The sequence below is a fragment of the Allobosea sp. GW821-FHT03A12 genome, assembly GCF_058986765.1.
The window spans coordinates 895,577-917,538 of record NZ_JBYSVZ010000001.1 but is presented as its reverse complement, the minus strand read 5'-3'; the positions used below and the strand labels follow the sequence as shown (position 1 = coordinate 917,538).

Annotated in this window: 20 protein-coding genes; 4 read left to right on the top strand and 16 right to left on the bottom strand. The window is 68.7% G+C overall.

All coding sequences use genetic code 11. The annotated features are described in order from the left end of the window. Positions 1 to 18: 18 nt before the first annotated feature. Positions 19 to 1,086, bottom strand: a complete 1,068-nt coding sequence (locus AC3WLC_RS04295) for a Gfo/Idh/MocA family protein (RefSeq protein ID WP_493682697.1) — start codon at positions 1,084 to 1,086, stop codon at positions 19 to 21. A 156-nt stretch (positions 1,087 to 1,242) separates the two neighbouring features. Here AC3WLC_RS04295 and AC3WLC_RS04290 point away from each other — a divergent pair, with 156 nt between their 5' ends. After that, complete coding sequence (locus AC3WLC_RS04290) at positions 1,243 to 1,935, top strand: TetR/AcrR family transcriptional regulator (protein ID WP_493682696.1); 693 nt, start codon at positions 1,243 to 1,245, stop codon at positions 1,933 to 1,935. Here AC3WLC_RS04290 and AC3WLC_RS04285 read toward each other — a convergent pair whose 3' ends face one another. From AC3WLC_RS04285 to AC3WLC_RS04245, 9 genes are all read right to left on the bottom strand, one after another. Further along, the gene (locus tag AC3WLC_RS04285) at positions 1,936 to 2,844 is read right to left on the bottom strand and encodes a polyphosphate kinase 2 family protein (protein ID WP_493682695.1); all 909 of its coding nucleotides are present in this window, start codon (positions 2,842 to 2,844) and stop codon (positions 1,936 to 1,938) included. A 76-nt stretch (positions 2,845 to 2,920) separates the two neighbouring features. Then, complete coding sequence (locus AC3WLC_RS04280) at positions 2,921 to 3,913, bottom strand: hypothetical protein (protein ID WP_493682694.1); 993 nt, start codon at positions 3,911 to 3,913, stop codon at positions 2,921 to 2,923. 5 nt (positions 3,914 to 3,918) lie between these two features. Beyond that, positions 3,919 to 5,034: a GNAT family N-acetyltransferase gene (locus tag AC3WLC_RS04275; protein WP_493682693.1), complete on the bottom strand. Its 1,116-nt coding sequence runs from the start codon at positions 5,032 to 5,034 to the stop codon at positions 3,919 to 3,921. After that, entirely contained in the window at positions 5,031 to 6,251 is a 1,221-nt protein-coding gene (locus AC3WLC_RS04270; RefSeq protein WP_493682692.1) for a hypothetical protein, read from the bottom strand. The genes AC3WLC_RS04275 and AC3WLC_RS04270 overlap by 4 nt, the downstream gene beginning before the upstream one ends. Then, positions 6,248 to 7,129 (bottom strand): ThiF family adenylyltransferase, encoded by an 882-nt coding sequence (locus AC3WLC_RS04265; protein ID WP_493682691.1) that lies wholly within the window; start codon positions 7,127 to 7,129, stop codon positions 6,248 to 6,250. The genes AC3WLC_RS04270 and AC3WLC_RS04265 overlap by 4 nt, the downstream gene beginning before the upstream one ends. Continuing rightward, positions 7,126 to 8,088 (bottom strand): hypothetical protein, encoded by a 963-nt coding sequence (locus AC3WLC_RS04260; protein ID WP_493682690.1) that lies wholly within the window; start codon positions 8,086 to 8,088, stop codon positions 7,126 to 7,128. Before AC3WLC_RS04260 ends, AC3WLC_RS04265 begins: the two co-directional genes overlap by 4 nt. Positions 8,089 to 8,093: 5 nt before the next feature. Further along, positions 8,094 to 11,504, bottom strand: a complete 3,411-nt coding sequence (locus AC3WLC_RS04255; protein ID WP_493682689.1) for an acyl-[ACP]--phospholipid O-acyltransferase — start codon at positions 11,502 to 11,504, stop codon at positions 8,094 to 8,096. 116 nt (positions 11,505 to 11,620) lie between these two features. Further along, positions 11,621 to 11,899 carry a YiaA/YiaB family inner membrane protein gene (locus tag AC3WLC_RS04250; RefSeq protein ID WP_152015746.1) on the bottom strand — a complete coding sequence of 93 codons (279 nt, stop codon included), beginning with the start codon at positions 11,897 to 11,899 and terminating at the stop codon, positions 11,621 to 11,623. Positions 11,900 to 11,938: 39 nt separating this feature from the next. Then, positions 11,939 to 12,631, bottom strand: coding sequence for a PspA/IM30 family protein (locus AC3WLC_RS04245; RefSeq protein ID WP_493682688.1), 693 nt, complete (start codon positions 12,629 to 12,631; stop codon positions 11,939 to 11,941). 108 nt (positions 12,632 to 12,739) lie between these two features. Here AC3WLC_RS04245 and AC3WLC_RS04240 point away from each other — a divergent pair, with 108 nt between their 5' ends. Together AC3WLC_RS04240 and AC3WLC_RS04235 are read left to right on the top strand one after the other, a co-directional pair. Continuing rightward, positions 12,740 to 13,357, top strand: coding sequence for a TetR/AcrR family transcriptional regulator (locus tag AC3WLC_RS04240; RefSeq protein ID WP_493682687.1), 618 nt, complete (start codon positions 12,740 to 12,742; stop codon positions 13,355 to 13,357). 59 nt (positions 13,358 to 13,416) lie between these two features. Then, positions 13,417 to 13,935: an ECF-type sigma factor gene (locus tag AC3WLC_RS04235; RefSeq protein WP_493682686.1), complete on the top strand. Its 519-nt coding sequence runs from the start codon at positions 13,417 to 13,419 to the stop codon at positions 13,933 to 13,935. Here AC3WLC_RS04235 and AC3WLC_RS04230 read toward each other — a convergent pair. Genes AC3WLC_RS04230 through AC3WLC_RS04215 form a run of 4 tightly spaced genes read right to left on the bottom strand, consistent with a single transcriptional unit; the run spans position 13,926 to position 18,655 of the window. Further along, positions 13,926 to 16,394 (bottom strand): serine/threonine-protein kinase, encoded by a 2,469-nt coding sequence (locus tag AC3WLC_RS04230; protein WP_493682685.1) that lies wholly within the window; start codon positions 16,392 to 16,394, stop codon positions 13,926 to 13,928. The genes AC3WLC_RS04235 and AC3WLC_RS04230 overlap by 10 nt on opposite strands. 12 nt (positions 16,395 to 16,406) lie before the next feature. Continuing rightward, positions 16,407 to 16,745: a hypothetical protein gene (locus AC3WLC_RS04225; RefSeq protein ID WP_493682684.1), complete on the bottom strand. Its 339-nt coding sequence runs from the start codon at positions 16,743 to 16,745 to the stop codon at positions 16,407 to 16,409. Between the two features lie 9 nt (positions 16,746 to 16,754). Further along, the gene (locus AC3WLC_RS04220; RefSeq protein WP_493682683.1) at positions 16,755 to 17,324 is read right to left on the bottom strand and encodes a LemA family protein; all 570 of its coding nucleotides are present in this window, start codon (positions 17,322 to 17,324) and stop codon (positions 16,755 to 16,757) included. Between the two features lie 14 nt (positions 17,325 to 17,338). Then, entirely contained in the window at positions 17,339 to 18,655 is a 1,317-nt protein-coding gene (locus AC3WLC_RS04215) for a DUF3137 domain-containing protein (RefSeq protein WP_493682682.1), read from the bottom strand. A 432-nt stretch (positions 18,656 to 19,087) separates the two neighbouring features. On the opposite strand from AC3WLC_RS04215, the gene AC3WLC_RS04210 reads away from it, so the two are divergent. Beyond that, positions 19,088 to 19,696, top strand: coding sequence for a helix-turn-helix transcriptional regulator (locus tag AC3WLC_RS04210; protein ID WP_493682681.1), 609 nt, complete (start codon positions 19,088 to 19,090; stop codon positions 19,694 to 19,696). 10 nt (positions 19,697 to 19,706) lie between these two features. Here the strand turns inward: AC3WLC_RS04210 and AC3WLC_RS04205 are convergent, their stop codons facing one another. Beyond that, positions 19,707 to 20,975, bottom strand: a complete 1,269-nt coding sequence (locus AC3WLC_RS04205) for an acetoin dehydrogenase dihydrolipoyllysine-residue acetyltransferase subunit (RefSeq protein ID WP_493682680.1) — start codon at positions 20,973 to 20,975, stop codon at positions 19,707 to 19,709. A 12-nt stretch (positions 20,976 to 20,987) separates the two neighbouring features. Continuing rightward, positions 20,988 to 21,962 (bottom strand): alpha-ketoacid dehydrogenase subunit beta, encoded by a 975-nt coding sequence (locus tag AC3WLC_RS04200; protein WP_493682679.1) that lies wholly within the window; start codon positions 21,960 to 21,962, stop codon positions 20,988 to 20,990.

Sequence of the window (21,962 nt, the reverse complement as noted above, 5' to 3'; positions counted from 1 at the left end):
CAACGGTCGGCGAGCGCCTTACGAGCGCGGCAGCAGCGTCGCGTAGCGCTCGCGCAGGTCGATCCGCCGGCCGCTCGCAGCGGCCTCGGCCACGGCGAGCGTCGCGATCAGGGTGCGCGCCCCGTCCTCGACCGGCTGCAGCGAGGCGGCATCGCCCCGGACCAGATCACGGAAATGGTCGAGCTGGGCGATATAGGGATCGAGCGTCGGCGCATGGATCCGCTGTGCCTGGATCGGCAGGTTCCAGCTCGGCGCCTCGCCGGCCTGCGTCCATTGCACCAGATTGGGGAATTCGAGCGCGCCGCGGCTGCCCATGAAGCGATAGCTGCTCTCGCCGCTGAACGGGAATTCGGGGGATTCGCCGACGCCCTGCTCGGTCGTCCAGGGCGAGACGGCGCTGTCGCTGACGAAGAAGGTGCCAATCGCCCCGTTCTCGAACTCGATCAGCACGCCGGCCGTGTCCTCGACGGCAAAACCGCGCCGCCGGTTGGAGAGAACGGCGCCAACCGCGACGATCTCGCCGACCGAGAAGCGCAGGAAGTCGATTTCGTGGATCAGGTTGATCAGGACCGGCCCGCCGCCAGCCTGCGTCCGCCAGGGCGCCGCGCTGAAATAGGCCTCCGGCTTGTGTACCGCCCAGATCGCGGAGACGCCGACGAGATCGCCGATCCGGCCTTCGCCCAGCAGGGAGCGCAAGGTCGCGACCTGGCGATGATGGCGGCGATGATGGCCGACCAGTGAGCGGATGCCGGCGGCCTTGGTCGCCTCGATCAGCGCAGTCGCCGTCGCCAGCGTGTCAGTCACCGGCTTCTCGATCAGGATATGGATGCCGCGGCGGGCGCACTCGATGCCGTTCTCGGCATGGAGCTGATTGGGCGAGGCGATGATGACGGCGTCCGGCCGGGTCTCGTCGAGCATCGCCCGATAATCGGCAAAGACGCGCGCATCGGGGTTCTGGGCCGCGACCTGCTCGGCGTTGACATCGGCGATCCCCGCCAAATCGAAGTCGGGATGCGCGGCGATCTTGGCCAGGTGCTTGCGCCCGATCAGCCCCGCGCCGATCACGCCGATTGCGATGGTCTTCATGATCCCACGGCTCCCTATGACCGCCATCCATCTACCCACAATTAACTCGTGGGATAATTGCACTCCAATTAACCTGATGGATAATTACTGTCAAGCGCCTTAAGATGAGCTAAGTAAGCAAGGCTCCCCATCGGAACGGGCAATCGGGATCGCGGGATGACAGCTGTGACCACGCGCAAGCCGGCAAGCAGCGAACCGGCCAAGGTCCGACGCCGGGATCGCGAGAAGACCAAGGCCGAGATCCTGCAGATCGCCTTCGAGGAGTTCGCCGAGAACGGGCTGCTCGGCGCCAATGCCGACGCCATCGCCGCGCGGGCCGGGATCACCAAGCGGCTGATCTTCTACTATTTCAACTCGAAGGAAGAACTCTTCATTGCCGTGCTGGAGATGGCCTATGGCCGGATGCGCCAGGCCGAGGAGAGCCTGCATCTCGAGACGCTGGCGCCGGAGGCGGCGATCCGGCGGCTGGCCGAGTTCACCTTCGACTTCCACCAGGCCAACCCGGAATTCGTCCGCCTCGTCGCGATCGAGAACATCCATCGCGGCCGGCATGTCGCCCGTAGCGAACCGCTCCAGCAGATGACGCGGCCGATCATCGGCCAGATCGAGCGCGTGCTCGCCAAGGGCAAGGACCTCGGCGCGATCAGGCCGGAGATCGATGCCCACGCGCTCCACGCCACGCTCAACGCGCTCTCGATCTTCTCGGTGGCGAACCGCCACACCTTCGAGGCGCAATTCCGCTGGGACATGTCCTCGCCCGAGGCGAAGGCCCGCCAGCGGGCTGAGATCACCGACGTGCTCTGGCGCTATGTCCGCAGCGACGCCGCCTCTCCTACCCGCGATGGCTGACTAGTTTCCGCCTTTGCGCTTGCGCCCACCATCCTCGGCCAGCAGCTCCTTGCGCGCCTTCGCCATCACCTTGCGGGCCTCGTCGTCGACCACGGGGAACTGCGGATCGAGCTTTTCCAGCCGATCGACGATCGTCGCCGCGACGATCAGCCGAGTGAACCATTTGTTGTCGGCCGGCACGACATGCCAGGGCGCGTGCTTGGTCGCGGTCTCGGCGATCGCGTCCTGATAGGCGCCCTGATAGTCGTCCCAATGCTTGCGCTCGGCGAGGTCGCCCGGATCGAACTTCCAGTTCTTGTCGGCCTCGTCGATCCGCGACAGCAGGCGCCGGCGCTGCTCGTCCTTCGACAGGTTGAGGAAGAACTTCAGGACGACCGTACCGTTGCGGGCCAAATGCTTCTCGAAATCGCAGATGCTCTCGAAGCGATCCCGCCAGACATGCTTGCCGATCAGCTTGGGCGGCAGACCCTGCTTGCGCAGCAGCTCCTCATGGACGCGCACGACCAGCACCTCCTCGTAATAGGAGCGGTTGAAGATGCCGATCTCGCCGCGCTCCGGCAGCGCGCAGGTGGTGCGCCAGAGGAAGTCGTGGCGCAGCTCCAGCGAGCTCGGCGCCTTGAAGGAGGTGACCTCGCAGCCCTGCGGATTGACCCCGGACATGACGTGCTCGATCGTCCCGTCCTTGCCGGCGGTGTCGATCGCCTGCAGCACGATCAGCACCGACCAGCGCCGTTCGGCGAAGAGCCGCTCCTGCAGGTCGCGCAGGCGTTTGACGCCGGCCTGTAGCAGCTCGCTCGCCCCGTTCTTGTCGAGAGCGAGGCCACAGGTCTCGCCGGGGTCGAAGCGCTTCAGCTTGAAATCGTCGCCATCCGTGACCCTGAAGCGCTTGACCATCTCGTCCGGCAGCATGCCTGGCATCCTCTCGCAGAAAAACCTGTGTTCAATCTGTCGTGCCGTCGCCGATTGTCCAGCCTTGCGGCGGCGATCAGGCGATCAGCTCCGCCACCGGCAGCCTGGCTCGCTCTCCCGCAGGCGCGCCATCGGGCTGCCCGAGCCTGAAGACATTGACCAGGCGTCGGCCAGCGGGAATGTCATATCGTTCAACCAGTTGCCGGTTGCTCGCCGGCCAGTCGGCCAGCACCGAGACCGGACAAGCGGCGAGCCCCTGCGCCGTCATCGCCAGCCAGGCCCGGTAAAAGGCGCGCCCGGTCACGAGCGGGTCTTCGCCATCCGGCCGATGGAAGATCGTGACGGCGGAGTTCGCGAACTTGCCGCGCTCGCTCACCAGCGTCGCAGCAAGACCCAGCCGACGCAGCGGCGAAAACAGCGGACCGAGCACCAGCCTGGTCCCGAACGCGACCATGCCCGGCATCGCCATCGCCTCGGCGCTGAGCCCATCTCGCTGGTAAGCCGGATCAGATCGCGACAGCCGCATCCAGCGCAGCAACTCGGCGCGATGGGCGTCGTCGCAGAGGAAGTGGAAGCCGGCTTCGTCGGCGAGCCCTGCGATCGCGTCGACGCTATCCGCGCCGCGGACCAGTTGCATATCGCCGGCCATGGCGGAGACCATATAGAGCGCCGCCTCGCCCGCCCGATCGACCGATCGGAAGCCGCCGCGCCAGCTCGCCCGGGCCGAGACGAAACCCGCCAGCCCATCAAGTTCACCGCCCGTCGTTACGGTGATTCGCGCAACCGGCTGCAAGCCATCCGACGCCGTGACGTCGATCACCGGCTCGACTTCCGCGATCCTCAGCCCGCGCAGGCCGAGCGCGAGCGACAGCCCCTCGATCGCCGCGCCATGCGAGAGCCGGACATCGTGCCCCAGCGGATCGGCCGCCGGCAGGCGCCGCGAAATATCTTCCAGCACTTGCAGCGCATCACCGCCGATGAGCCGCCAGCGTGTCGGCTGGATATTGTGGACGCTGGGTGCCTGCCGGACCTCGGCAAGCAGCTCTTCGAGCAGAGGCCGGTCGAGCATCATCGTCAGCCCCGTAGGCTCTTAGCGAAGAGGTGCAGCCGGTGCAGCGGCTTTGCCCCCGCCTTTTCGGCTTGCCTCAGGCTTGGCCCGTTGACGTCGGCGATCCAGGTGCCGCCGAGCTCGTCATAGCCGGCGGCTTTCAGCGCGCTCGTCACCCTGTAGAGCATGGCGCCGTTGAGCCCGCGATTGTGGAAGGCACGGCTGACCGACTGGTAGACGATGACGGCGCGCCGGTTGGTCCAGCGATGCCAGAGGAAGCGCAAGGGGAAGCTCGGGCCGATCCGCCCGCCGGCTGCCTTCACCAGCGGGTTGAGATCGGGGATCGCGATGATCGCACCGACCGGCTCGTCCTTGTGGTGCACCACGGTCGAGATGCGCTTGTCGATCACCCACATCATGTCGCCGGCCTGGAAGCGGTATTCCTCAGCGGTCGGGGCTACGAACATCGGATTTGCGTCGAAGCCGTCATTCAGGATGAGGCGCGATTCCTCCAGCCTCTCAGCGAAATGCCGGCGATCGATCGGCATCCAGCGATAATCGGGATCGGCGAGGATCGCCTTTTGCTTGTCGCCGAGCAGCCCTGAAGGATCGACCTCGGCGAGCGCGATCCGGAAGGTCGTCATCGGGAAGGTCGGGGCATAGCCGTTCGCTTCGAGCAGCCGCGCGATATGCGGCGGGCTGAAGAGCATGTCGGTGAAGGGCGCGTTGTCGAAGCCGCCGGTGACGACGCCGGCCTGCTGCATCGCGGTCAGGTTGAAGTTGCCGACGAGCTCCGCCATGCCCCGCTCACGCGCCCAACTCTCGGCGGCACCGAGCAGGGCCGAAGCGATTTCGGCATCATCGGCGCAGTCGAAATAGCCGAACTGGGCCCGGGCCGTGCCATGGCGCGCATTCGAGGCGTCGTGGATCGCAGCGACGATGCGCCCCAGCGGCCGCCCGTCGCGCAACGCCGTGAACAGCTCGAAACGACCATGCCCGTCCTTGACCAGTGGATTGCGCGCGGGATCGAGCATCCGGTCGAAATCGGACCACATCGGCGGCACATAGGAGCTGCCAGCCGGATAGACCTCGGCCGTGACGGCGAAAGCGGCCTTGCGGTCGTTGCTGGTGATCTCGATCATGCCGGGACCTTGCTCGGTGCGCTCGCCAGGAGCCGGCGCACCAGCGCCAGCGCCGTCTCGGTCGCGGGATCGTCCGAGACCACCGGCACGGTGACCAGCAGCAGGTCGAGCGGCTCCTCGCCGAGCACGAGCAGATGGCTGGCGGAATGAGCCGCCATCAGGGCCGCCAGCCGTTCTGCCGCCGGACCGGTCGGTGGCCAGGGCCAGCTTCGCCCGGAGGCATGCAGCACGCCGATCTCGCGCAGCGCCGGCTTCAGGATGGCAGGATCGTAGTCGCCGAGCTCCGCCTCGCCGAGCCGGCGGGCATGGCTGAACAGCGGGTGGCCGGCGAGCTGGGCGATCAGCGCCTCCCGTGTCTCGGCACGCGAGCGGGCGAGCGAGCCGAGGACGCCGGGCGCCGCCGCATCGAAGGAGCTCGACAGCGCATCGACGCAAAGCGCGATCGCCAGCACACCGGCGAGCGTCACGGCGCAGAGCCTGACGCCATGGGCGAGGTCGGCGCCTGGCGTGACATGCGCGGCAGCCACGCCGAGCAGCAGCGCCGCGACGCTGCGCAAGCCAAGCAGGTAGAAGCCCTGCCGGCGCGTCGGCGCCGCTCCGCCGGTCACGAGCACGATCGAGACCAGCAGCAAGGCGCCGACGCCGCCGAGCCGGACCGGCATGCCGGGCATCAGCCCCCGGAAATCGCTGAGCGCAAAGGGCAGGATCAGGAAGGCGCAGAGCCCGAGTCGCCAGACGCTGGTGTTCTCCGCCGCCGTCAGCGAGGCCGGATCGCGCCGGAACAGCAGCACGCCACAGAAGGCGATCGTGATGAACTGGAAACCGGCCAGCGCCAGATCATAGGCCCAGGGATGATCGGCAAGGCCGATCAGGCTGCCGAGCACGAGCAGGCCGGAGCCGGCGAGCACGGCGATCTTGCCGGCGCGCGGCGCATGCCGGCGCAGCATGCCTTCGGTGACGATCAGAGCGCCCAGCGGGAACAGCGCGGCGCAGGACAGCGCCAGCCGCTCCAGCAGGACACTGCCGCTCCACCAGCTCAGGCCGCGCAGCAGGAAGAGCGCAGCGACGAGCCCCATAGCCAGCAGGAAACGCGTCGTCAGAGCCCCGCGCGGATCGCGCCGGCGCAAGGTCAGCATGGCGACGGCGAGCCCGAGCGCGCCGCAGATGTCGACGATGGAATCGGCGACCAAAGCAGGATTGGCGAAGCCGCCATTCATGGTCCGGCCACCATCTGCTTGAGTGCCCGCACGACGAAAGGCTTCAGCAGCGCCGCGACCGGCGCCGGCAAGGGCCGCTCAACCGCCGGCCGGTACGGGTTGAAGAACCAGCCGCGGCAATCGGTGCCGGTGCGCTTGCCGAGCGCCAGCGCGATCGCCTCATAGGCCATCATCATGCCGGTCGTGATCACCATCGGCGCAAACGACATGCGGCTGCGCCGGCCGGCCGCGACCTCGCCGGCGATGGCAAGGTCGACATGATGGCGCGAGCGCGAATGCAGCATGACATGGGTGACCTCGCACAGCATCGCCGCGCGCTTGTCGTCCTCGCTGAGCGTCCGCCAATCCTTGCCGAGCGTCGGGAAGCCGAGCCGCTCCTCCGGGCGCGGATCCTCCGGCCGGACCACGATCACCGAGGGGAGCGGGGCCATGTAGGCGTCGATCACGCTGCCCCCCGCCGCCTTGGCTATGCGGTAGAGATGCAGGCCGGCGGCGATGTCGTCCATGCCGTTGACGATGATTTTGCAGCGCCCGGCGATCTCCGGCAGGCGCTCCTCCCATTCGGCGCCGAGCACCTCGATCTCGATCTCCGGATTGATCGCGCGCGCGGCTTCCGCAGCGGCCTCGGCCTTGGGCCGGCCGACCGTGCCGGCATTGGCGAAGACCTGCCGGTTCAGGTTCGAGACCTCGAACACATCGATATCGGCGATGACGAAGCGACCGACCCCGACCCTGACCAGCGCCATGAAGGCAGCTCCGCCCATGCCGCCGACGCCGCAGACGAAGATCGTCGCCTGCCGCAGCCTTGCCTGCTCCGCCTCCGTGACGAAGCCGATATTGCGGGTGGTGAAGAGCTCGTAGCTGAATCCGGGAATCATGGCTTCGTCCTCGCGGCGCGTGGACGCAATGTGCCGAAACGCCTGCCATCGTCGAGCCAGTGCAGCAAGGGCAGCACCAGCCTTTGCAACAGGAGGAAGGCGGAAGCGCCGATCAGTCCCGGCAGCGAGGCGCGCGGAACCTGGCCGAGGAGGTAACGGCGCGCCGCCGCCAGATCCATGCGGCCGAGCTGGAGCACGTCATCGCCGCGCTCGTAGTCCAGCGTCCCCTGGCAGAACTCGTTGTAGCTGGGATCGCGATGCTGGGTCGCCTGTTCGAAGCTCTTCTTCAAATCGTCCGAGCCACCGGTATAGGCGTCGGTGATGACCGAGCGCGCCTCTTCGAAGCCGGCCTCCTCTCCCACGCCGAAGACATGCCGGTGCCCGCGCATGATCTGCCGGGCGAGCGAAAGATGCGCGAAGCTCTGGCGGCTGCCGGCATCGGGGGACGGATAGACGTCGGAGAAAGTCTCGCAGACCATGCCGACCACGCTCGGCACCTGCGTCACATTCGAGATCCAGCGCGGCCTCAGGCCCCCGCGCACGAACAGCACCAGCACGGTCAGGCCATAGAGCACCCAGGAGAGGCCGCGCCCGCGCACCTCGGGATCGACCATGACGAGGCCGAGATGCGTGACCTGCTCCGGCTCGCCGTTGAGCTGGAGCTGCATCTGCGCCAGAGCGTTGAAGGCGACCGGTCGCCCAGTCGCCGTCTCGCTGATCAGGGTGACGATGCTCTGGCTCAGGCGCTCGCGCTCGCCGGAGAAGACGCCATAGGTCAGCGCACCCTGCGCCAGCGTCCGCCCCGCCACCGTCCGCAACTGCTCGACCAGCGTCGCGAGCTCGGCATCATCAAGCACCACGCCCGGCCGCTCGATGATCCGCGTCGTCAGACCGGGCGCGGTCGCGAGCGTAAGGTCGAGCGTCGGCCGCCTGAGTGCCTTCAGCCAGAAGCCGAGCATCGCCTTCAGGCCACCACGGCAGCGACCGGAGCCTGGGCACGCTCCTTCACCAGCCTGGAGATGCCGGCGAAATCGAGCTTGCCGGAGCCGAGCACCGGCACGTCCGGCACCACCATCACCTCGGCCGGGATCATCAGGTCAGCCGCGCCCTTGCTTTTGGCGAAGGCCTGAAAGGCGGCGCGCGTCGCGTCCTTCTGCTGCGTCACCAGCACCAGCCGCTCGCCCTTGCGGGCATCGGGCAGGCTGGCGACGCCGGAGAGCACACCCGGCCAGCATTCGGCGGCGAGCGCCTCGACCGCGGCGAGCGAGACCATCTCGCCAGCGACCTTGGCGAAGCGCTTGGCCCGGCCCTTGATCGTGACGAAACCGTCCTTGTCGATCACGACGATGTCGCCGGTATCGTGCCAGCCCTCCGGCGGCGGCTCGAGCACGCCGGGATTCTCCGACTTGAGATAGCCCAGCATGATGTTCGGGCCGCTGACATGCAGCCGGCCGCCCTCCTCGACGCCCGGCATCGGCTCGAGCCTGGCTTCCATGCCGGGCATGATCCTGCCAACCGTGCCGAAGCGGTTGAACATCGGCGTGTTCAGCGCCAGCACCGGCGCGGTCTCGGTCACGCCGTAGCCTTCGAGGATGCGCAGGCCGAACTTCTCGGCATAGGTCCGCCGCGTCGTGTCCTTCACCGGCTCGGCGCCGGCGACGATGTAGCGCAGCGAACGCAGATCGTAGGGGTGCGCGGCGCGGGCATAGCCGGTGAGGAAGGTGTCGGTGCCGAACAGGATGGTGGCGTTGCAGCCATAGACCAGCTCCGGCACCATCCGGTAGTGCAACGGCGACGGGTAGAGATAGACCGGCACGCCCGAGACCAGCGGCAGGACGAGCCCCGCCGTCAGGCCGAAGGAATGGAACACCGGCAGCACGTTGAAGACCTTGTCGCGCCGGCCGAAGTCGATGCGGGCCGCGGCCTGCGCCGCATTGGCCAGCATGTTCCGGTGCGAGAGCACCACGCCCTTGGGCGCTCCCTCCGAGCCCGAGGTGAACAGGATCGCGGCGCGGTCCGAGCCCTTGGCCTCCTCGATCGGCGTGCCGTGGTGCCAGAGTGCCTTGAGCTTGTCCCCGGTCGTGACCGTAGCGCGCACGTCTTCCAGATAGACGATGCGGACATCGGCCTGCAGCGCCTCGATCAGCGGCCCCATCCGGCCCTTCTCGACGAAGGCGCGCGAGGTGACGATGGTCTTGACCTGTGCCGCCTTGCAGGCCGCGGCGATATTGGTGGCGCCGGCGGTGAAGTTGATCATCGCCGGCACGCGCGCTGCCGACATCAGGCCGAGCAGCGTCACCGCCGCGCCATTGGCGTTGGGCAGCATCACGCCGATCGCCTCGCCCTTGCCGGCCAGCGGCATCAGCTTGCGGCCGAGCACCTCGGCGCCGATCAGCAGGCGCTTATAGGTCAGGCTGCCGGTGATCGGGTCCTCGACCGCGACGCGGCCCTTGCCGTTGACCACCGCCGCTTCCGCCACCGCCGAAAAGACGCTGCGGTCGATGTCGGTGGTCTTGAAGATCAGATCGGACATGATCTGGTAGAGGGCGGCACCCGCCGCCTGACGCCGCGGCTTGCCCTTCAGCTCGTCGGGCACGCTCAGCGAGACCGGCTCCAGCACGGTGACACGCACCTTGGGGAACCAGCGCCGGCGCACCTGCTCGCGGGTCAGGCGCGAGAAGATCGTCGCCTCCAGCCCCTCGATCCGCACCGGCACGACCTGCGCGCCGGACTTCTCGGCGATCATGCCGACGCCGTCATAGACCTTCATCAGGCTGCCGGTGACGGTGAGGCGTCCTTCCGGGAAGATCACCAGGCTCTCGCCGTTCTTCACGGCGTTGATCAGCGAGCGCGTCGCCAGCGGCCGCGCCGGATCGAGCGGCATGGCGCGGGTCAGCTTCAGGAAGGGCTTCACCCACCAGCGCTGGGCGATGCCGTGGTCGATGGCGAAGACCGGCTCCTTGTCGAGGATCGAGAGCGCCAGCGCCGCATCGAGGAAGGAGACGTGGTTCAGCGCGATGATCGCGTTGTCGCCGGCCTTGGCGATGTTCTCGCGGCCGCTGACCTCGACCCGGTAGAAGGCGCGGAACAGGATCGAGAGGAAGTCGCTGAGCGGATTGGTCGGCAGCGTCCGCAGGATCCAGACGGACGCCGCGATGGTGAGGACGCCGATCAGCAGGAAGAGATGGCTGAGCGTCAGGCCCGCCGCCTGCAGCAGCGCGACCACGACGGCGCCGGCAACCATGAAGGCGGCCGAGAGCACGTTGACGGCGGCGACGATGCGGGCGCGCTTCTCGGCCGGGGCCCAGGCCTGCGCCGCCGCGAAGGACGGCACGACGAAGACGCCGCCGGCGATGGCGAGGCCGGCGAGGTCGATGCCGACGCGCCAGGCCGACGCACCTGCGAAGAAGGCGCTGATATCCTGCGCCGGCTGATGCGCGACGACGCCAGAGATGGCCCAGCCGAGATCGAGCGCGAACAGACCCATCACCACGCCGGCGACCGGCACCGGCAGCAGCACGATGCGCCCGCTCGACAGGAAGGAGCCGATGCCGGAGCCGACCGCGATCGCGATGGCGAAGATGCCGAGATAGGTGGAGACGACCATCTCGGTGCCGCCCATGCCGTTCTTCACCAGCGAGGGCAAGAGCGACATCACCACCGCGCCGATCAGCCAGAACAGCGAGACCATGACGCCGGTGCGCCACAGCCGGGCATCGCTCCAGAGATCCCTGAGCAGGTCGCGGGTCGAACGCAGAATATTGCGGTCGACAACGAGATCGGGCGCCGCCGGCCCGGTCTTCGGGATGAACAGGGTCGCGACCCAGCAGGCCAGCGCGAAGACCAGGATCAGCAGGCTGAGCTGCGCGGCATCGCCGCCTTCACGCGCGGTGAGGCCGCCGGCGATGGTGCCGAGCAGGATGGCGATGAAGGTCGCGCCCTCGATCAGCGCGTTGCCGGCCGGCAATTCCTCGCGCTTCAGATGGTCGGGCAGGATGCCGTACTTGATCGGGCCGAACAGCGCCGCGATCACGCCGAACAGGAAGAGCGCAACGAACAGCACCGGCACGGAATGCAGGGTGAAGCCGAGCACCGCGACCGCCGCAGCGCCGATCTCGGCGAGCTTCAGCCGCTGCGCCATCAGCGCCTTGTCGAAGCGGTCGGCCATCTGGCCGCCGACCCCCGAGAGCAGGAAGAAGGGTGCGATGAAGAGCCCGCCCGCCAGGGTCACCAGCGCTTCGCCATGCGAGCCGGCGAGCTTGTAGAGGATGATGAAGACCAGCGCGTTCTTGAGGAAATTGTCGTTGAAAGCTGAGAAGAACTGCGCCCAGAACAGCGGGGCGAAGCGCCGCTTCAGCATCAATGTGTCGAACATGGCGATCTCACGGGAAGGGACGGTGAGGTTGCACCGGCCGGGCTTTAGCAACTCTTGCCTGCGCCGGCCGATCTCGGTTTGCGGTTAAGCGGGACTTGCGGGCCGAGCAGCAAAACTCACAGAGCCGGCTTGCCGGCATCCATCAGCAGGCGCTCGGTGCGGGCATCCTCGATCCGGTTCACCAGCTTGGACGCCTCGTGCATGTCGCGGACCGTCTTGGTCATGGTGATGCAGGACTGGACGAGCATCACGCAGCCCATGGCGAGATAGCCCTTGGCCCACCAGTCGAGCGGCAGGAACAGGACGCCGGCGCCAACCATGGCCGCGGCGGCGAAGAACGAGGCGTAGGTGAAGCTGACCCAAGCGCCGCTATGGGGCTGTGCATTCTGGTTCATGGCTGTTCTCCCGTCGGGTGCCTTTGCAGATGAAAGAGGTCAATTCGCCTGGAGCTGGCGGCCGCGCAGCCGCTCCAGCACATCGTCGGCAGTGCTCCGCAGCCGCGGGCCGAAGCCCTTGGCCGCGAGCTTCTCGGTCACGGAAGCCGCGGCCGCGCCGTCGAGCTCGTCGAAGGCGGTCTCGGCGGCCTCGGCCTCGACCTGGCGCTCGCGCAGGCGCTTCAGCGTCTGCTCGGCTTCGGCCAGCGTCGATTCATAGGCAGGACCGGTCTCGATGCGGCCCTGCCGCATCTGGCGCACCGCTTCCGAGGCGCGGGCGAGGCGCCGGCCGCGATCGAGCTCGGCGATGCGGGCCTGAGCCTGGCCGACATGGCGGCGCAGGCGGACGATCTCGGCGGCGAACAGCGCCTGCGCGCCCGCCGCCGCATCGCGGTCGGCCTCCAAAGCGGCGATCGCCTCCGCGCCTTCGCGGGCCAGGACGTCGTCGCCGGCGGTGAGCGCGGCGGCGACCCGGTTCTCCAGATCGGCGATGCGGGCATGGCTCGCGGCGAGCCGCTCGCTCTCCTGCCGGTCCTGCGCGATCGCTACCGCGAGCGCCTTCTTGGCGCGCTCGAAGGCGCCCGCGGCATCGCGCATCTGCTGGTCGAGGATGAGGAGCGCGTTGCGATCGGCAAAGCGCTCCTCGGCAATGGCGGCGCTGCCGCGGACGAAGGTGAGAAACATCTTGAACATTGACGCTTCCTTGCTATGAACCTTGTTCACGAAACAAGGCATAGCCCAACCTTGAACGTCGTTCAAGAGATATTTTGAACATCGTTCACGAAATTTGAGATCGACGAAATGACCACGACGGCAGAGCGCCGCGAGCGGCAGCGAACCCAGCTGATCGATGCGGCCGAGAAGGCCATCGCCGAGAGGGGCCTGGCCGGCCTGAAGGCGCGCGAGCTGGCGCAGGAAATCGGCTGCGCGCTCGGCGCGATCTACAATCTCGTCGCGGATATGGACGAACTCGTCCTGCGCGTCGGCTCACGCACGCTGGCACGGCTCGATGCGGCCCTGAGCGCGGCCGAGAGCGAAGACGTGCCGGCCTCGGCGGACGTCGCCGCCGACAGGCTGGTCGCGGTCGCCCTCGCCTACTGCGCCTTCGCCCGCGACAATCTGCAGCTCTGGCGCGTCCTGTTCGAGCACCGCATGGCGGAAGGCGCGGTGGTGCCGGACTGGGCGGTGAGCGAGCAGATGACGCTGTTCCGTCATATCCTGGAGCCGCTCAGCGTGCTGCTCCCGGATCGGGCCGAGCCGGAACGCATGCTGATGAGCCGGACCTTGTTCTCCGCCGTCCACGGCGTCGTCGCGATCGGCCTGGAGGAGAAGCTGATCGCCGTGCCCCGGCGCGATCTCGACCGCCAGATCGAAGGCCTGGTCCGTCTGGTCTGCCGGGGGCTGGCCGTTTCCTCCTGACCGCGCCGATCGCCACCATCGCGTTGCGGCGCCCCGCCCGCATCGCTATCGTCGCGGCGATGACGGCCGCCGACCCCAGCCTCTCGCTCGATGCCTTGACCGATGCGCTCTATCAGGAGCTTCGCAAGATCGCGCATCGCGAACGCCTGCGCGCCGGCAAGCCGCTGACCTTGCAGACCACGGCTTTGGTCAGCGAGAGCTATCTCAAGCTGCGCCAGAGCGCCGGCTGGACCAGCGAAGCGCATTTCCTGGCGAGTGCCGCGACCGCCATGCGGCACGCCCTCGTTGACGCCGCGCGCGCCCGGCTCAGCCAGAAGCGCGGCGAAGGCCAGCGTCCCATCCCGCTCGACGATCGGCACGATCTTGCCGCCGCCGGCGACGACGAGGTGATCCGGATCAGCGAGGCGCTCGCCGCGCTCGAAGCAGTCGACCCGCGCCTCGTCAAGGTCGTCGAATGCCGCTTCTTCGCCGGCTATAGCGAAGAGGAAACCGGGCGCATCCTCGGCATCAGCGACCGCACCGTCAGGCGCGACTGGCTGCAGGCACGGGCCTGGCTCTATCGCGAGCTTCAGGGCTGACGCGGCGCCTTTTCGCGCAGGGCCTCCTCGATCAGCGTGCGCGTCGGGCCGAGCTCGGCAAGATGCGGCGCGCCGGCAGGGCCAGCCTCGCGCAGGATGGCTTCCGCCTGATCGAGCGCCTGCATCGCCGCAGCCGGATCGCCCTGTGCCAGCAGGATCTGCGAGCGCGCCCCGAGCCCGATCCCGACATAGGGGTGGCGCTCGCCGAAGGCGGCCTGCGCCGCCCGCAACGCCTGGTCGATCTCGCCTTGCGCCTCGGAGAGCCGGTTTTGCACCATCAGCCCAGTGGCCCGGCTCTGGCGCAGCATGATGGTGACGGCATTGCTCTCGCCGGCGAGCGGGGCGGCGATTCCGAGTGCTCCTTCGAGGATCGGCATCGCCTCGGCGAAGCGGCTGCCGGCCATGATCAGCCGGCCGAGATTGAGCTCGATCGCCGCCAGAGCCAGCGAAGGCCCGTAGTCGCGTCGCTGCCGCTCGACCGCCTGGCGCCACAGCGTCTCGGCGCCGGCCGCATCGCCCTGGCGCAGCGCCAGTGCGGCCCGCAGGTTGAGCACACCGATCGCGATCACCGAGCGGCCGCGTCCCGACGCCGCCAGCACGCGTTCGGCCTCGTCGAGCGCCTGCACCGCGACATCGATCTGCCCGGCCTCCAGCGCATGCAGCGCGAGATTGTGCTGCAGCGTCGCGATCTCGCCATTGTCGCGACCAAACAGGGCGGTGAGCTCGGCGATCGCCGTCCGCAGCCGCGCCATCGCCTCCGGGCGCTTGCCGGCCTCGCGCAGCAGCCCGGCCTCGACCCCGGCGAGTTCCGCCAGTTGCTTGGGATGGCGCGCCGGCTCGCTCCCGAAGAAGCCCTTCGCCTCGGACAGCGCGGCCTGCGCCTTGTCGCGCTCGCCGAGCTGGAAGCGGTAGCCGGCCAGTGCCAGCTGTGCTTCGGCCAGCCGGCCGGCGCTGCCGCGCACCTGCTCGGCATGGCGCTCCATCAGCCTGATCGCCGTGCGCGGATCGCCGATTTCGCCATAGAGCTCGGCCAGGGTCCGCAGCAGCAACGGCGCATGGGCATCGCCCTCGCGCTGCAATTGCGCCGCGGCAGCGTCGAGCACCTGTCGCGCCGAGGCGAAGCCGGGTCCGCCGCTCTGGGGCGCCGCGCGCAGCAGCAGCATGAAGCCATCGCGCAGTGCCGTCGCCCGCTCGTTCTCGGCGGCACCGGCGAGCCTGGCGATCTCGGTCCGGCGCATCTGCATGACGACGCCCGCCACACCGGCTCCGAGCGCCGCCAGCAACAGCCCAGCCGCGATCAATGGCGTCCGGTTGCGGCGCAGGAAACGGCGGATGCGGTAGACTCGCTCGCCGCGTCGCGCCGCGATCGGCTCCAGCCGGCGGAAATGCCGGAGATCCCCGGCGAGCTCGTCGACGCTTTGATAGCGCTCGCCGGCCTCGTAGCGCATCGCCTTCTGCACGATGACGTCGAGATCGCCGTGCAATTGCTCCGGCGGTACCGGGGCGCCCTCGCGCTCGGCCGCAGCCCGGCTCGGCAGCGGCGGCTGGTCCTGCATGACGCGCATCGCCCCTGCGAAGGCCGAATTCGCCAACTGCCAGGGTGGCCGCCCCACCAGCAATTCGAACAGGATCGCACCGAGCGCATAGACATCGGTCGCCGTCGTCGGGTTGCGCCCCTCGAACTGCTCAGGCGCGGCATAGTCGGGCGTGAATACCACCTGCGTCATCAGCGTCTGGCCAGGCGCTTCCAGCGCATGGGCGACGCCGAAATCGAGCAGCTTCACCTGGCCCTCCGGCGTCACCAGCACATTGGACGGCTTGAGGTCGCGATGGACGACGAGGTTGCGATGCGCATAGGCGACGGCTTCGCAGACCTGCTCGAACAGGTCGAGCCGCGCCTCAAGCGAAAGCCCGGCCTCGGCGCAATGCCGCGTGATCGCCGTGCCGGCGACGAACTCCATGGCGAGATAGGGCCGCCCGTCCGGCGCCTTGCCGCCGTCGACCAGGCGGGCGATGCCCGGATGCTCGAAGCCGGCGAGGACCTGGCGCTCATATTCGAAGCGGGCGAACTGCTCGGCCGCCTCCGGCCGCAGCAGCTTGAGCGCGACATTCTGCTCGAAGCCGCCCTGCCAACGCTCGGCCTGGTAGACCTCGCCCTGCCCGCCCCGGCCGATCAGCGCCACGATCGAGAAGGCGCCGACCCGCGCTCCGGTCGGCAGCGACTGATACGGCACCTCCGGCGCCGGCATGCCCGCGAGCAGGCCCGCATCGGCCTGCATGAAATCGCCGGCCCCGTCGGCAGCCTCGAGCAGGGCCTTGGTCTCGGCGATGACCTCCGCCGGCTGCCGGCTTGCCGCCAGGACGCGTTCGCGTTCCGCCGGCGAAGCCTCGGCGAGCGCGTCGAACAGGCTGCGGATCGCGGCCCATTGCTCCCGGTCGAGATCGACGCGCTGGTTCACGAGGCCGTCCGTTCAATCCTTGCGCGGGCGCACATAGCGCACGACCGGGCGCTCCTCGCCCTCGGTCATCACGTCGATCACCACCGCTTTGCGACGCCAGACGAAGACGCATTGGCCGAAGCCGGTGCCGGCGCAGACATACATTTCCGGCCGTCCGGCGCAGCGCTTGTCGCCGGCCATGCAGCTGTCGGCATCGGGCAGCGCGACCGGCCGCCACTCCTGTCGCAGCAGGGCCGCACGCGCCTTGCCGTAGTCCTGGCCGGTAAGCTTCGGCAGCGCCTCGGCCGCCCAGGCAGTGCTGGCGGCCAACAGGGCTACGAAGGCGACAGTGACGATCCCCGATATCCGCATCGCATCCCCCTAGAGATGATCGCTCGCCTTGACCGGCTGGCGCGCGGCCTCGTCCGCCTCGAAGAAGGGCGGCAAATCACGCACGCCCGCAAGCCCCGCCACCAGCGAGCCGGGAAAGATCTGCACCGCATTGCGCAGGTCGCCGACGGCATTGTTGTAGAAGCGACGGGCAGCAGCGATGTTCGCCTCGACCTCGTCATAGCTGCGCTGCGCCTCGACCATCGGCGCCGAGGAGGTCAGCTCCGGATAGTTCTCCGCCACAGCGAAGAGCCGGGTCAGGTCGGCGGAGATCGCCTCTTCCGTCCGGAACTTCTCGGCGATGCCGGCGAAGTCGCGCTCGCCGAGCTTCGGCATGGCCCGCGCCCGCAATGCCGTCAGCTCCTCCAGTAGGCCGCGCTCATGCGCCAGGAAGCGGCGGGCGATGGCGAGCACGCTCGGGATCAGGTCGTGGCGCTGCTGCAATTGCGCATCGATCGAGCCGAGCGCCTCGCCGACGGCGTTCCGGCGCCTGACGATCGCCGCGTACCAGAGATACAGCACGACGCCGAGGCCGAGCAGGAGGATCAGAAAGAAGGTCACCGCTTCAGGCCCTTTCAGGATGAGGGATCGCTCGGCGGCTCAGCCGGCCGTTCGGAGAAGGAGGTGCCGGAAGGCATGACGCCGCCCGGCCTGATCGCGACATGCATGGCGATCATCGCGTCGACCAGGCGGAACACCAGCGCGAGCTCGTCTTCGAGATGCTGCAATTGCGCGGCGGCATCGTGCGCCTGCAGGCTCGGCGGCTCGAACAGCAGCCGCGTGCCGGTCTGCGCCACGGCGAAGGTGATGCTGTCGCGCTCGACCAGGCAGGAGGGCGGGAAAAAGTCTCCGCCATCGGCCATCGACAGCAGCCGCTCCATCACCGCCGGCGTCAGCACAGCGCGGGCCTCGACCTGGTCGTTGCCGTAGACGTCGTAGATCGAGGCGAAGCGCGGGTCTTCCAGCCGGACCGGCATCAGCCCGGACGGGGCCGGGCGGCTCTTGTCGAGCACGATGGTCGTGCCGAGGAAAGGCGTGTCGACGGCGAGCGTGAGCAGCAGTCCCTGGAACACGGTCGTGTCGTTCTTGCCGCCCTCGCGTTCGAGCTCGATCTCGCTCAGGCGCAGTTCATAGCCGGCATAGCGGCCGGCGATGGCATCGTCGATCGCCGCCCGGTCGTGCCGCGGCAAGAGGCCCCTGGCGGCGAGATCGCCGACCGCCGGAACGGCGCCCTCGACATAGCGCAGCGCGCCATGGCGCCGCAGCAGCAGCGGCATCAATTCGCGCTTGAACGCCTTCGCATAGCGCCCCCCGGGTATGCTCAGCGCGATCAGCCAGGGCACGGCGATGGCGAAGCCGAGCAGGAACGGGACGAGCAGCCACTCGGCGAGCATGCCGGACTTGCTGCCGCCTCGGCCCGGCATGACGAGGACAATCATGGCCAGCGCCAGACCCATTGGCACATAGAGCATCACGCGGCGGCGGGTATCCCTGGCAGCCTCCAGCCGCAGCCCGTTCAGCCGCGCGATCTCGGCGGCGAAGCGTGCGCCTGTATCGGCCGACGCCGTCGCCACCGGCAGGTGGTAGTGCCGGTAGATGACATAGACCAGCGCGGCGAGGATGGCGCTCGGGATCAGCAGCGCCAGCGAGGTCTGGAGCAGGTTGTAGAAGAAGCCGAAGACCACCGCGACCATGACCAGCAGCGCCCCTGCGACCGGGCCGAGGAAGGCCGCCGACACCACGATCGCGACGACCAGGAGCGGCACGCCGAACAGCGCCATCATCAGGCAGCCGCCATAGCGGCCGACCTTGCGCTGCGCCTGCCGCATCTCGACGGCGGTGTAGCGCCGCGGCTCGGTCGTCCCTCTGGTCTGCGAGGCGGGGTCGGTCATGACGGGCTCAGCCGAGCGCGCCGCACGGAGGCGAGGCCGGGCCGCCGCGGAGATGCGGATGGATGGCGGTGGGCAGGCTTGGCATCGTCCTCGGCTCCCCCAATTCGGCAAGCTCCCCGGAGTTTCGGCGCGTCGATCACTGAAAACTCGTTCCGTCCCCCGGGAAAGGCCGCCCGCAGGCATCCGGCGTCCTTCGTATGAAGGAGGCCGGATGCCCGGCGCGTATCGCCGAATGGCGGCAATGACGGCGCGCGCCTGGAGAGGCCGGGATACGGCCTTGCCCCAGTGATTACCGGCATGACGAACCCGCCGCGTCCTTCAAATCGAGGAGCCGGGGCGACGCTGCTGGAAAATTTCGCGGCGCCGCATGTCCGGATCCACCGCGCGCTTCCGTTTCCGTCGCTGAGACCATCAGCACCGGAGCAGAATTCCATGTCGATCGCGCAGACCTACAGCAGCAGCAGCGCCTCCCGCCCCGTCTGCCGGATGCCGTCGCAGCAGCAGCGGCCGGCGCCGGCAGCGGATGCGATCTGCGTTTTCACCCTTGACGCCGAACTGCGCGTCGAGCGGATGAACGCGGCGGCGCTGACGCTGACGCGAGCGGGCGTGATCTCGGCCCTGCGCTTTGCGACCCGCGACCGCGAGCTGAACAGCCGCCTGCAGCGCTGGGCCCGACTCGCGACGCCGGAGGCGGAGCTGCGCCTGTCCTATCGCGACGGCCGCAGCAGCTTCGCGCTCGCCATCTCGCTGGCGGAGGATTGCAGCGATGCGGCCGAGCCCGCCCGCTTCGTCGTCGTGATGCAGGAGCAGGCCGGCGCGATCGACCGCAAGCTCGCCGATGTCGCCCGCGACCATGATTTCACCTGCGCCGAGACGCGCGTCGCCGAGCGTCTCCTCCTGGGCGAGAATACGATCCAGGCCGCACGCAAGCTCGGCGTCGCGCCGACGACGGTACGCACGCATCTGCAGCGCATCCTCGCCAAGACCGATACGCACCGGCAGAGCGAGTTCGCCTGCCTCGTCGCGCGCTACGGCCACTAAGCCTGGCGCATCAGCTCGCCTCGGCGCTCCGCACGTTCTGCAGGATCAGTTGCGCCACGAGAGCCGGCGCTTCGAGATAGGGCATGTGCCCGACGCCGCCGAGTCGGTGGCAGGCAACATGGCCCGGCAGGTCGTCCTGATGCCTTTGCGGGATGATGCGGTCGCCCCTGCCCCAGATCACCTTGAGCGGCCCGGCGAAGCGCGCGAGATCGTCCGTGATCCGGATCGTCTGCGTCCCGTCCGGAAACAGCCGCTGCGCGATCTCGGCCTGGGCCATGCCGACGCCGAAGCGCTCGCGCTCGCGCAGCACCGCCTGGGCATAACCGCGCGGCAGCCGGCCGGGATCGGCCGCGAGCCGTGCCAGCCAGGGCGACAGGCTCTCCGCCGCCCGCGCCGAAAGGAAGCCGGCGAGAAAGCTCCCGTCGATCTCAGGCCCAAGCCCCGCTGGCGCGATCAACGTCAACGAGCGCACCCGCACCGACTGGTTTGCCGCCAGCACCGCCGCAACGGCGCCGCCGAGCGAATGCCCGACGAGATCGCATTCGCGCGCGCCGCTGGCCTCGATCTGGCCGAGCACCGCCTCGGCGAGCGCCTCCAGTGACGGCGATGCCAGCGCGGGCTCCCGGCCATGGCCCGGCAGTTCCGGCGTCAGCACGGGGCGCCCATCGAGATGCGGGCGCACCATGTTCCAGGCCGCGGCATTGGCGCCGAAACCATGGAGCAGCACGAGCGGAACAGCCGCGCCGGCTTTCGCCATCGCAGGCGATGACACCGCCGCAATCGGAGCAACCGGCGATGCAGCGTCCGTCCGCTCGCGCAAGGCCCGCTCGATGTCGCGGCTCTTGATCCGCCCGCCCGGCCCGGTGCCGGCGATGCCCGAGGGATCGAGACCAGCCTGACGCGCCAATCGCCGGGCCAGCGGCGAGATGCTGACGCGCCGGCTGGCCGTCTCGGCCTTGGCGGGTGCGTTCGGAACGACGGTCTCAGGTGCCGCGGCAGTCGGCTGCGACGCAGCGATAGCCACCTCATCCGCGGCAAGGCTGTCGGCGATGCGCCCGAGCACGGCGCCGATGCCGACCTCCGCACCTTCCTGCGCGAGGATCGCGGCGAGGACGCCGTCGCGCCCGGCCTCGATCTCGGTCGCGGCCTTGGCGGTCTCGACCACGACGACGACATCGCCTGCCTTGACGAGGTCGCCGACCTTGGCCGACCAGGAGATGACGGTCGCGCTCTCCATGTATTCGCCGGCGCCGCCGGCGAGCGTGATCTGATGGCTCATGCCGCGCTCCCTTCAGGCCAGGGCCCGACGCGCCGCCGCCGCGATCTTGTTGGCATCTGGCAGGACGGTGCTTTCCAGCGGCTCGCTGTAGGGAATCGGGATGTCATGGGTCGCGACGCGCTCGACCGGCGCATCGAGCTCGTCGAAGCAGGTCTCCATGATCGTCGCACTGAGCTCGGCGGCATAGCCGCAGAAGCGCCAGCCCTCGTTGACCACCACGGCGTGATGCGTCTTGGCGATCGAGGCCTTGATCGTCTCGCGGTCGAGCGGACGAAGCGTGCGCAGGTCGACGACCTCCGCGGAGATGCCATCCTTGGCCAGCTCGTCGGCGGCCTTCAGCGCATCGACCACCATCTTCGAGGAGGCGATGATCGAGACGTCGCTGCCTGCCCGCGCGATGCGGGCCTTACCGATCTCGACGAGATGCTCGCCGTCCGGCACCTCGTCGCGCGTGTTGTAGAGCAGCTTGTGCTCAAGGAAGATCACCGGATGGTCGTCGCGGATTGCCGCCTTGAGCAGGCCCTTGGCATCCGCCGCCGTTGCGGGGGCAACCACCTTGAGGCCGGGGATATGGGCGACGAGCGCGTCGAGGCTCTTGGAGTGCTGAGCGCCGGCGCCGGCGCCGCCGCCACCTTGCGTGCGCAGCACGAAGGGCATCGTGACCTGGCCGTTCCAGATGTAGTTGTAGATCGAGGCCTGGTTCATCAGCGCATCGATGCTGAGCGGCAGGAAGTCGGCATACATGATCTCGAGCACCGGCCGGGTGCCGGCCATCGCCGCCGTCACCGCCATGGCGGTCAGCGTCTGCTCGGAGATCGGCGTGTCGCGCACGCGCTCCGGCCCGAACTCCGCCATCAGGTCCTTGGAGACCTTGAACACCCCGCCATAGACGGCGATGTCCTCGCCCATCAGCCAGACGGATGGGTCGCGCTGCATCTCCTCGCGCAGCGCCGAACGCAGCGCCTCGGCATAACGCATCATCGCCAT

Bases quoted from the DNA above. Each gene is read 5' to 3' on its own strand.
- AC3WLC_RS04295 (WP_493682697.1), bottom strand. From the start codon at position 1,086: ATGAAGACCATCGCAATCGGCGTGATCGGCGCGGGGCTGATCGGGCGC.
- AC3WLC_RS04290 (WP_493682696.1), top strand. From the start codon at position 1,243: ATGACAGCTGTGACCACGCGCAAGCCGGCAAGCAGCGAACCGGCCAAG.
- AC3WLC_RS04285 (WP_493682695.1), bottom strand. From the start codon at position 2,844: ATGCTGCCGGACGAGATGGTCAAGCGCTTCAGGGTCACGGATGGCGAC.
- AC3WLC_RS04280 (WP_493682694.1), bottom strand. From the start codon at position 3,913: ATGCTCGACCGGCCTCTGCTCGAAGAGCTGCTTGCCGAGGTCCGGCAG.
- AC3WLC_RS04275 (WP_493682693.1), bottom strand. From the start codon at position 5,034: ATGATCGAGATCACCAGCAACGACCGCAAGGCCGCTTTCGCCGTCACG.
- AC3WLC_RS04270 (WP_493682692.1), bottom strand. From the start codon at position 6,251: ATGAATGGCGGCTTCGCCAATCCTGCTTTGGTCGCCGATTCCATCGTC.
- AC3WLC_RS04265 (WP_493682691.1), bottom strand. From the start codon at position 7,129: ATGATTCCCGGATTCAGCTACGAGCTCTTCACCACCCGCAATATCGGC.
- AC3WLC_RS04260 (WP_493682690.1), bottom strand. From the start codon at position 8,088: ATGCTCGGCTTCTGGCTGAAGGCACTCAGGCGGCCGACGCTCGACCTT.
- AC3WLC_RS04255 (WP_493682689.1), bottom strand. From the start codon at position 11,504: ATGTTCGACACATTGATGCTGAAGCGGCGCTTCGCCCCGCTGTTCTGG.
- AC3WLC_RS04250 (WP_152015746.1), bottom strand. From the start codon at position 11,899: ATGAACCAGAATGCACAGCCCCATAGCGGCGCTTGGGTCAGCTTCACC.
- AC3WLC_RS04245 (WP_493682688.1), bottom strand. From the start codon at position 12,631: ATGTTCAAGATGTTTCTCACCTTCGTCCGCGGCAGCGCCGCCATTGCC.
- AC3WLC_RS04240 (WP_493682687.1), top strand. From the start codon at position 12,740: ATGACCACGACGGCAGAGCGCCGCGAGCGGCAGCGAACCCAGCTGATC.
- AC3WLC_RS04235 (WP_493682686.1), top strand. From the start codon at position 13,417: ATGACGGCCGCCGACCCCAGCCTCTCGCTCGATGCCTTGACCGATGCG.
- AC3WLC_RS04225 (WP_493682684.1), bottom strand. From the start codon at position 16,745: ATGCGGATATCGGGGATCGTCACTGTCGCCTTCGTAGCCCTGTTGGCC.
- AC3WLC_RS04215 (WP_493682682.1), bottom strand. From the start codon at position 18,655: ATGACCGACCCCGCCTCGCAGACCAGAGGGACGACCGAGCCGCGGCGC.
- AC3WLC_RS04210 (WP_493682681.1), top strand. From the start codon at position 19,088: ATGTCGATCGCGCAGACCTACAGCAGCAGCAGCGCCTCCCGCCCCGTC.
- AC3WLC_RS04205 (WP_493682680.1), bottom strand. From the start codon at position 20,975: ATGAGCCATCAGATCACGCTCGCCGGCGGCGCCGGCGAATACATGGAG.
- AC3WLC_RS04200 (WP_493682679.1), bottom strand. From the start codon at position 21,962: ATGGCGATGATGCGTTATGCCGAGGCGCTGCGTTCGGCGCTGCGCGAG.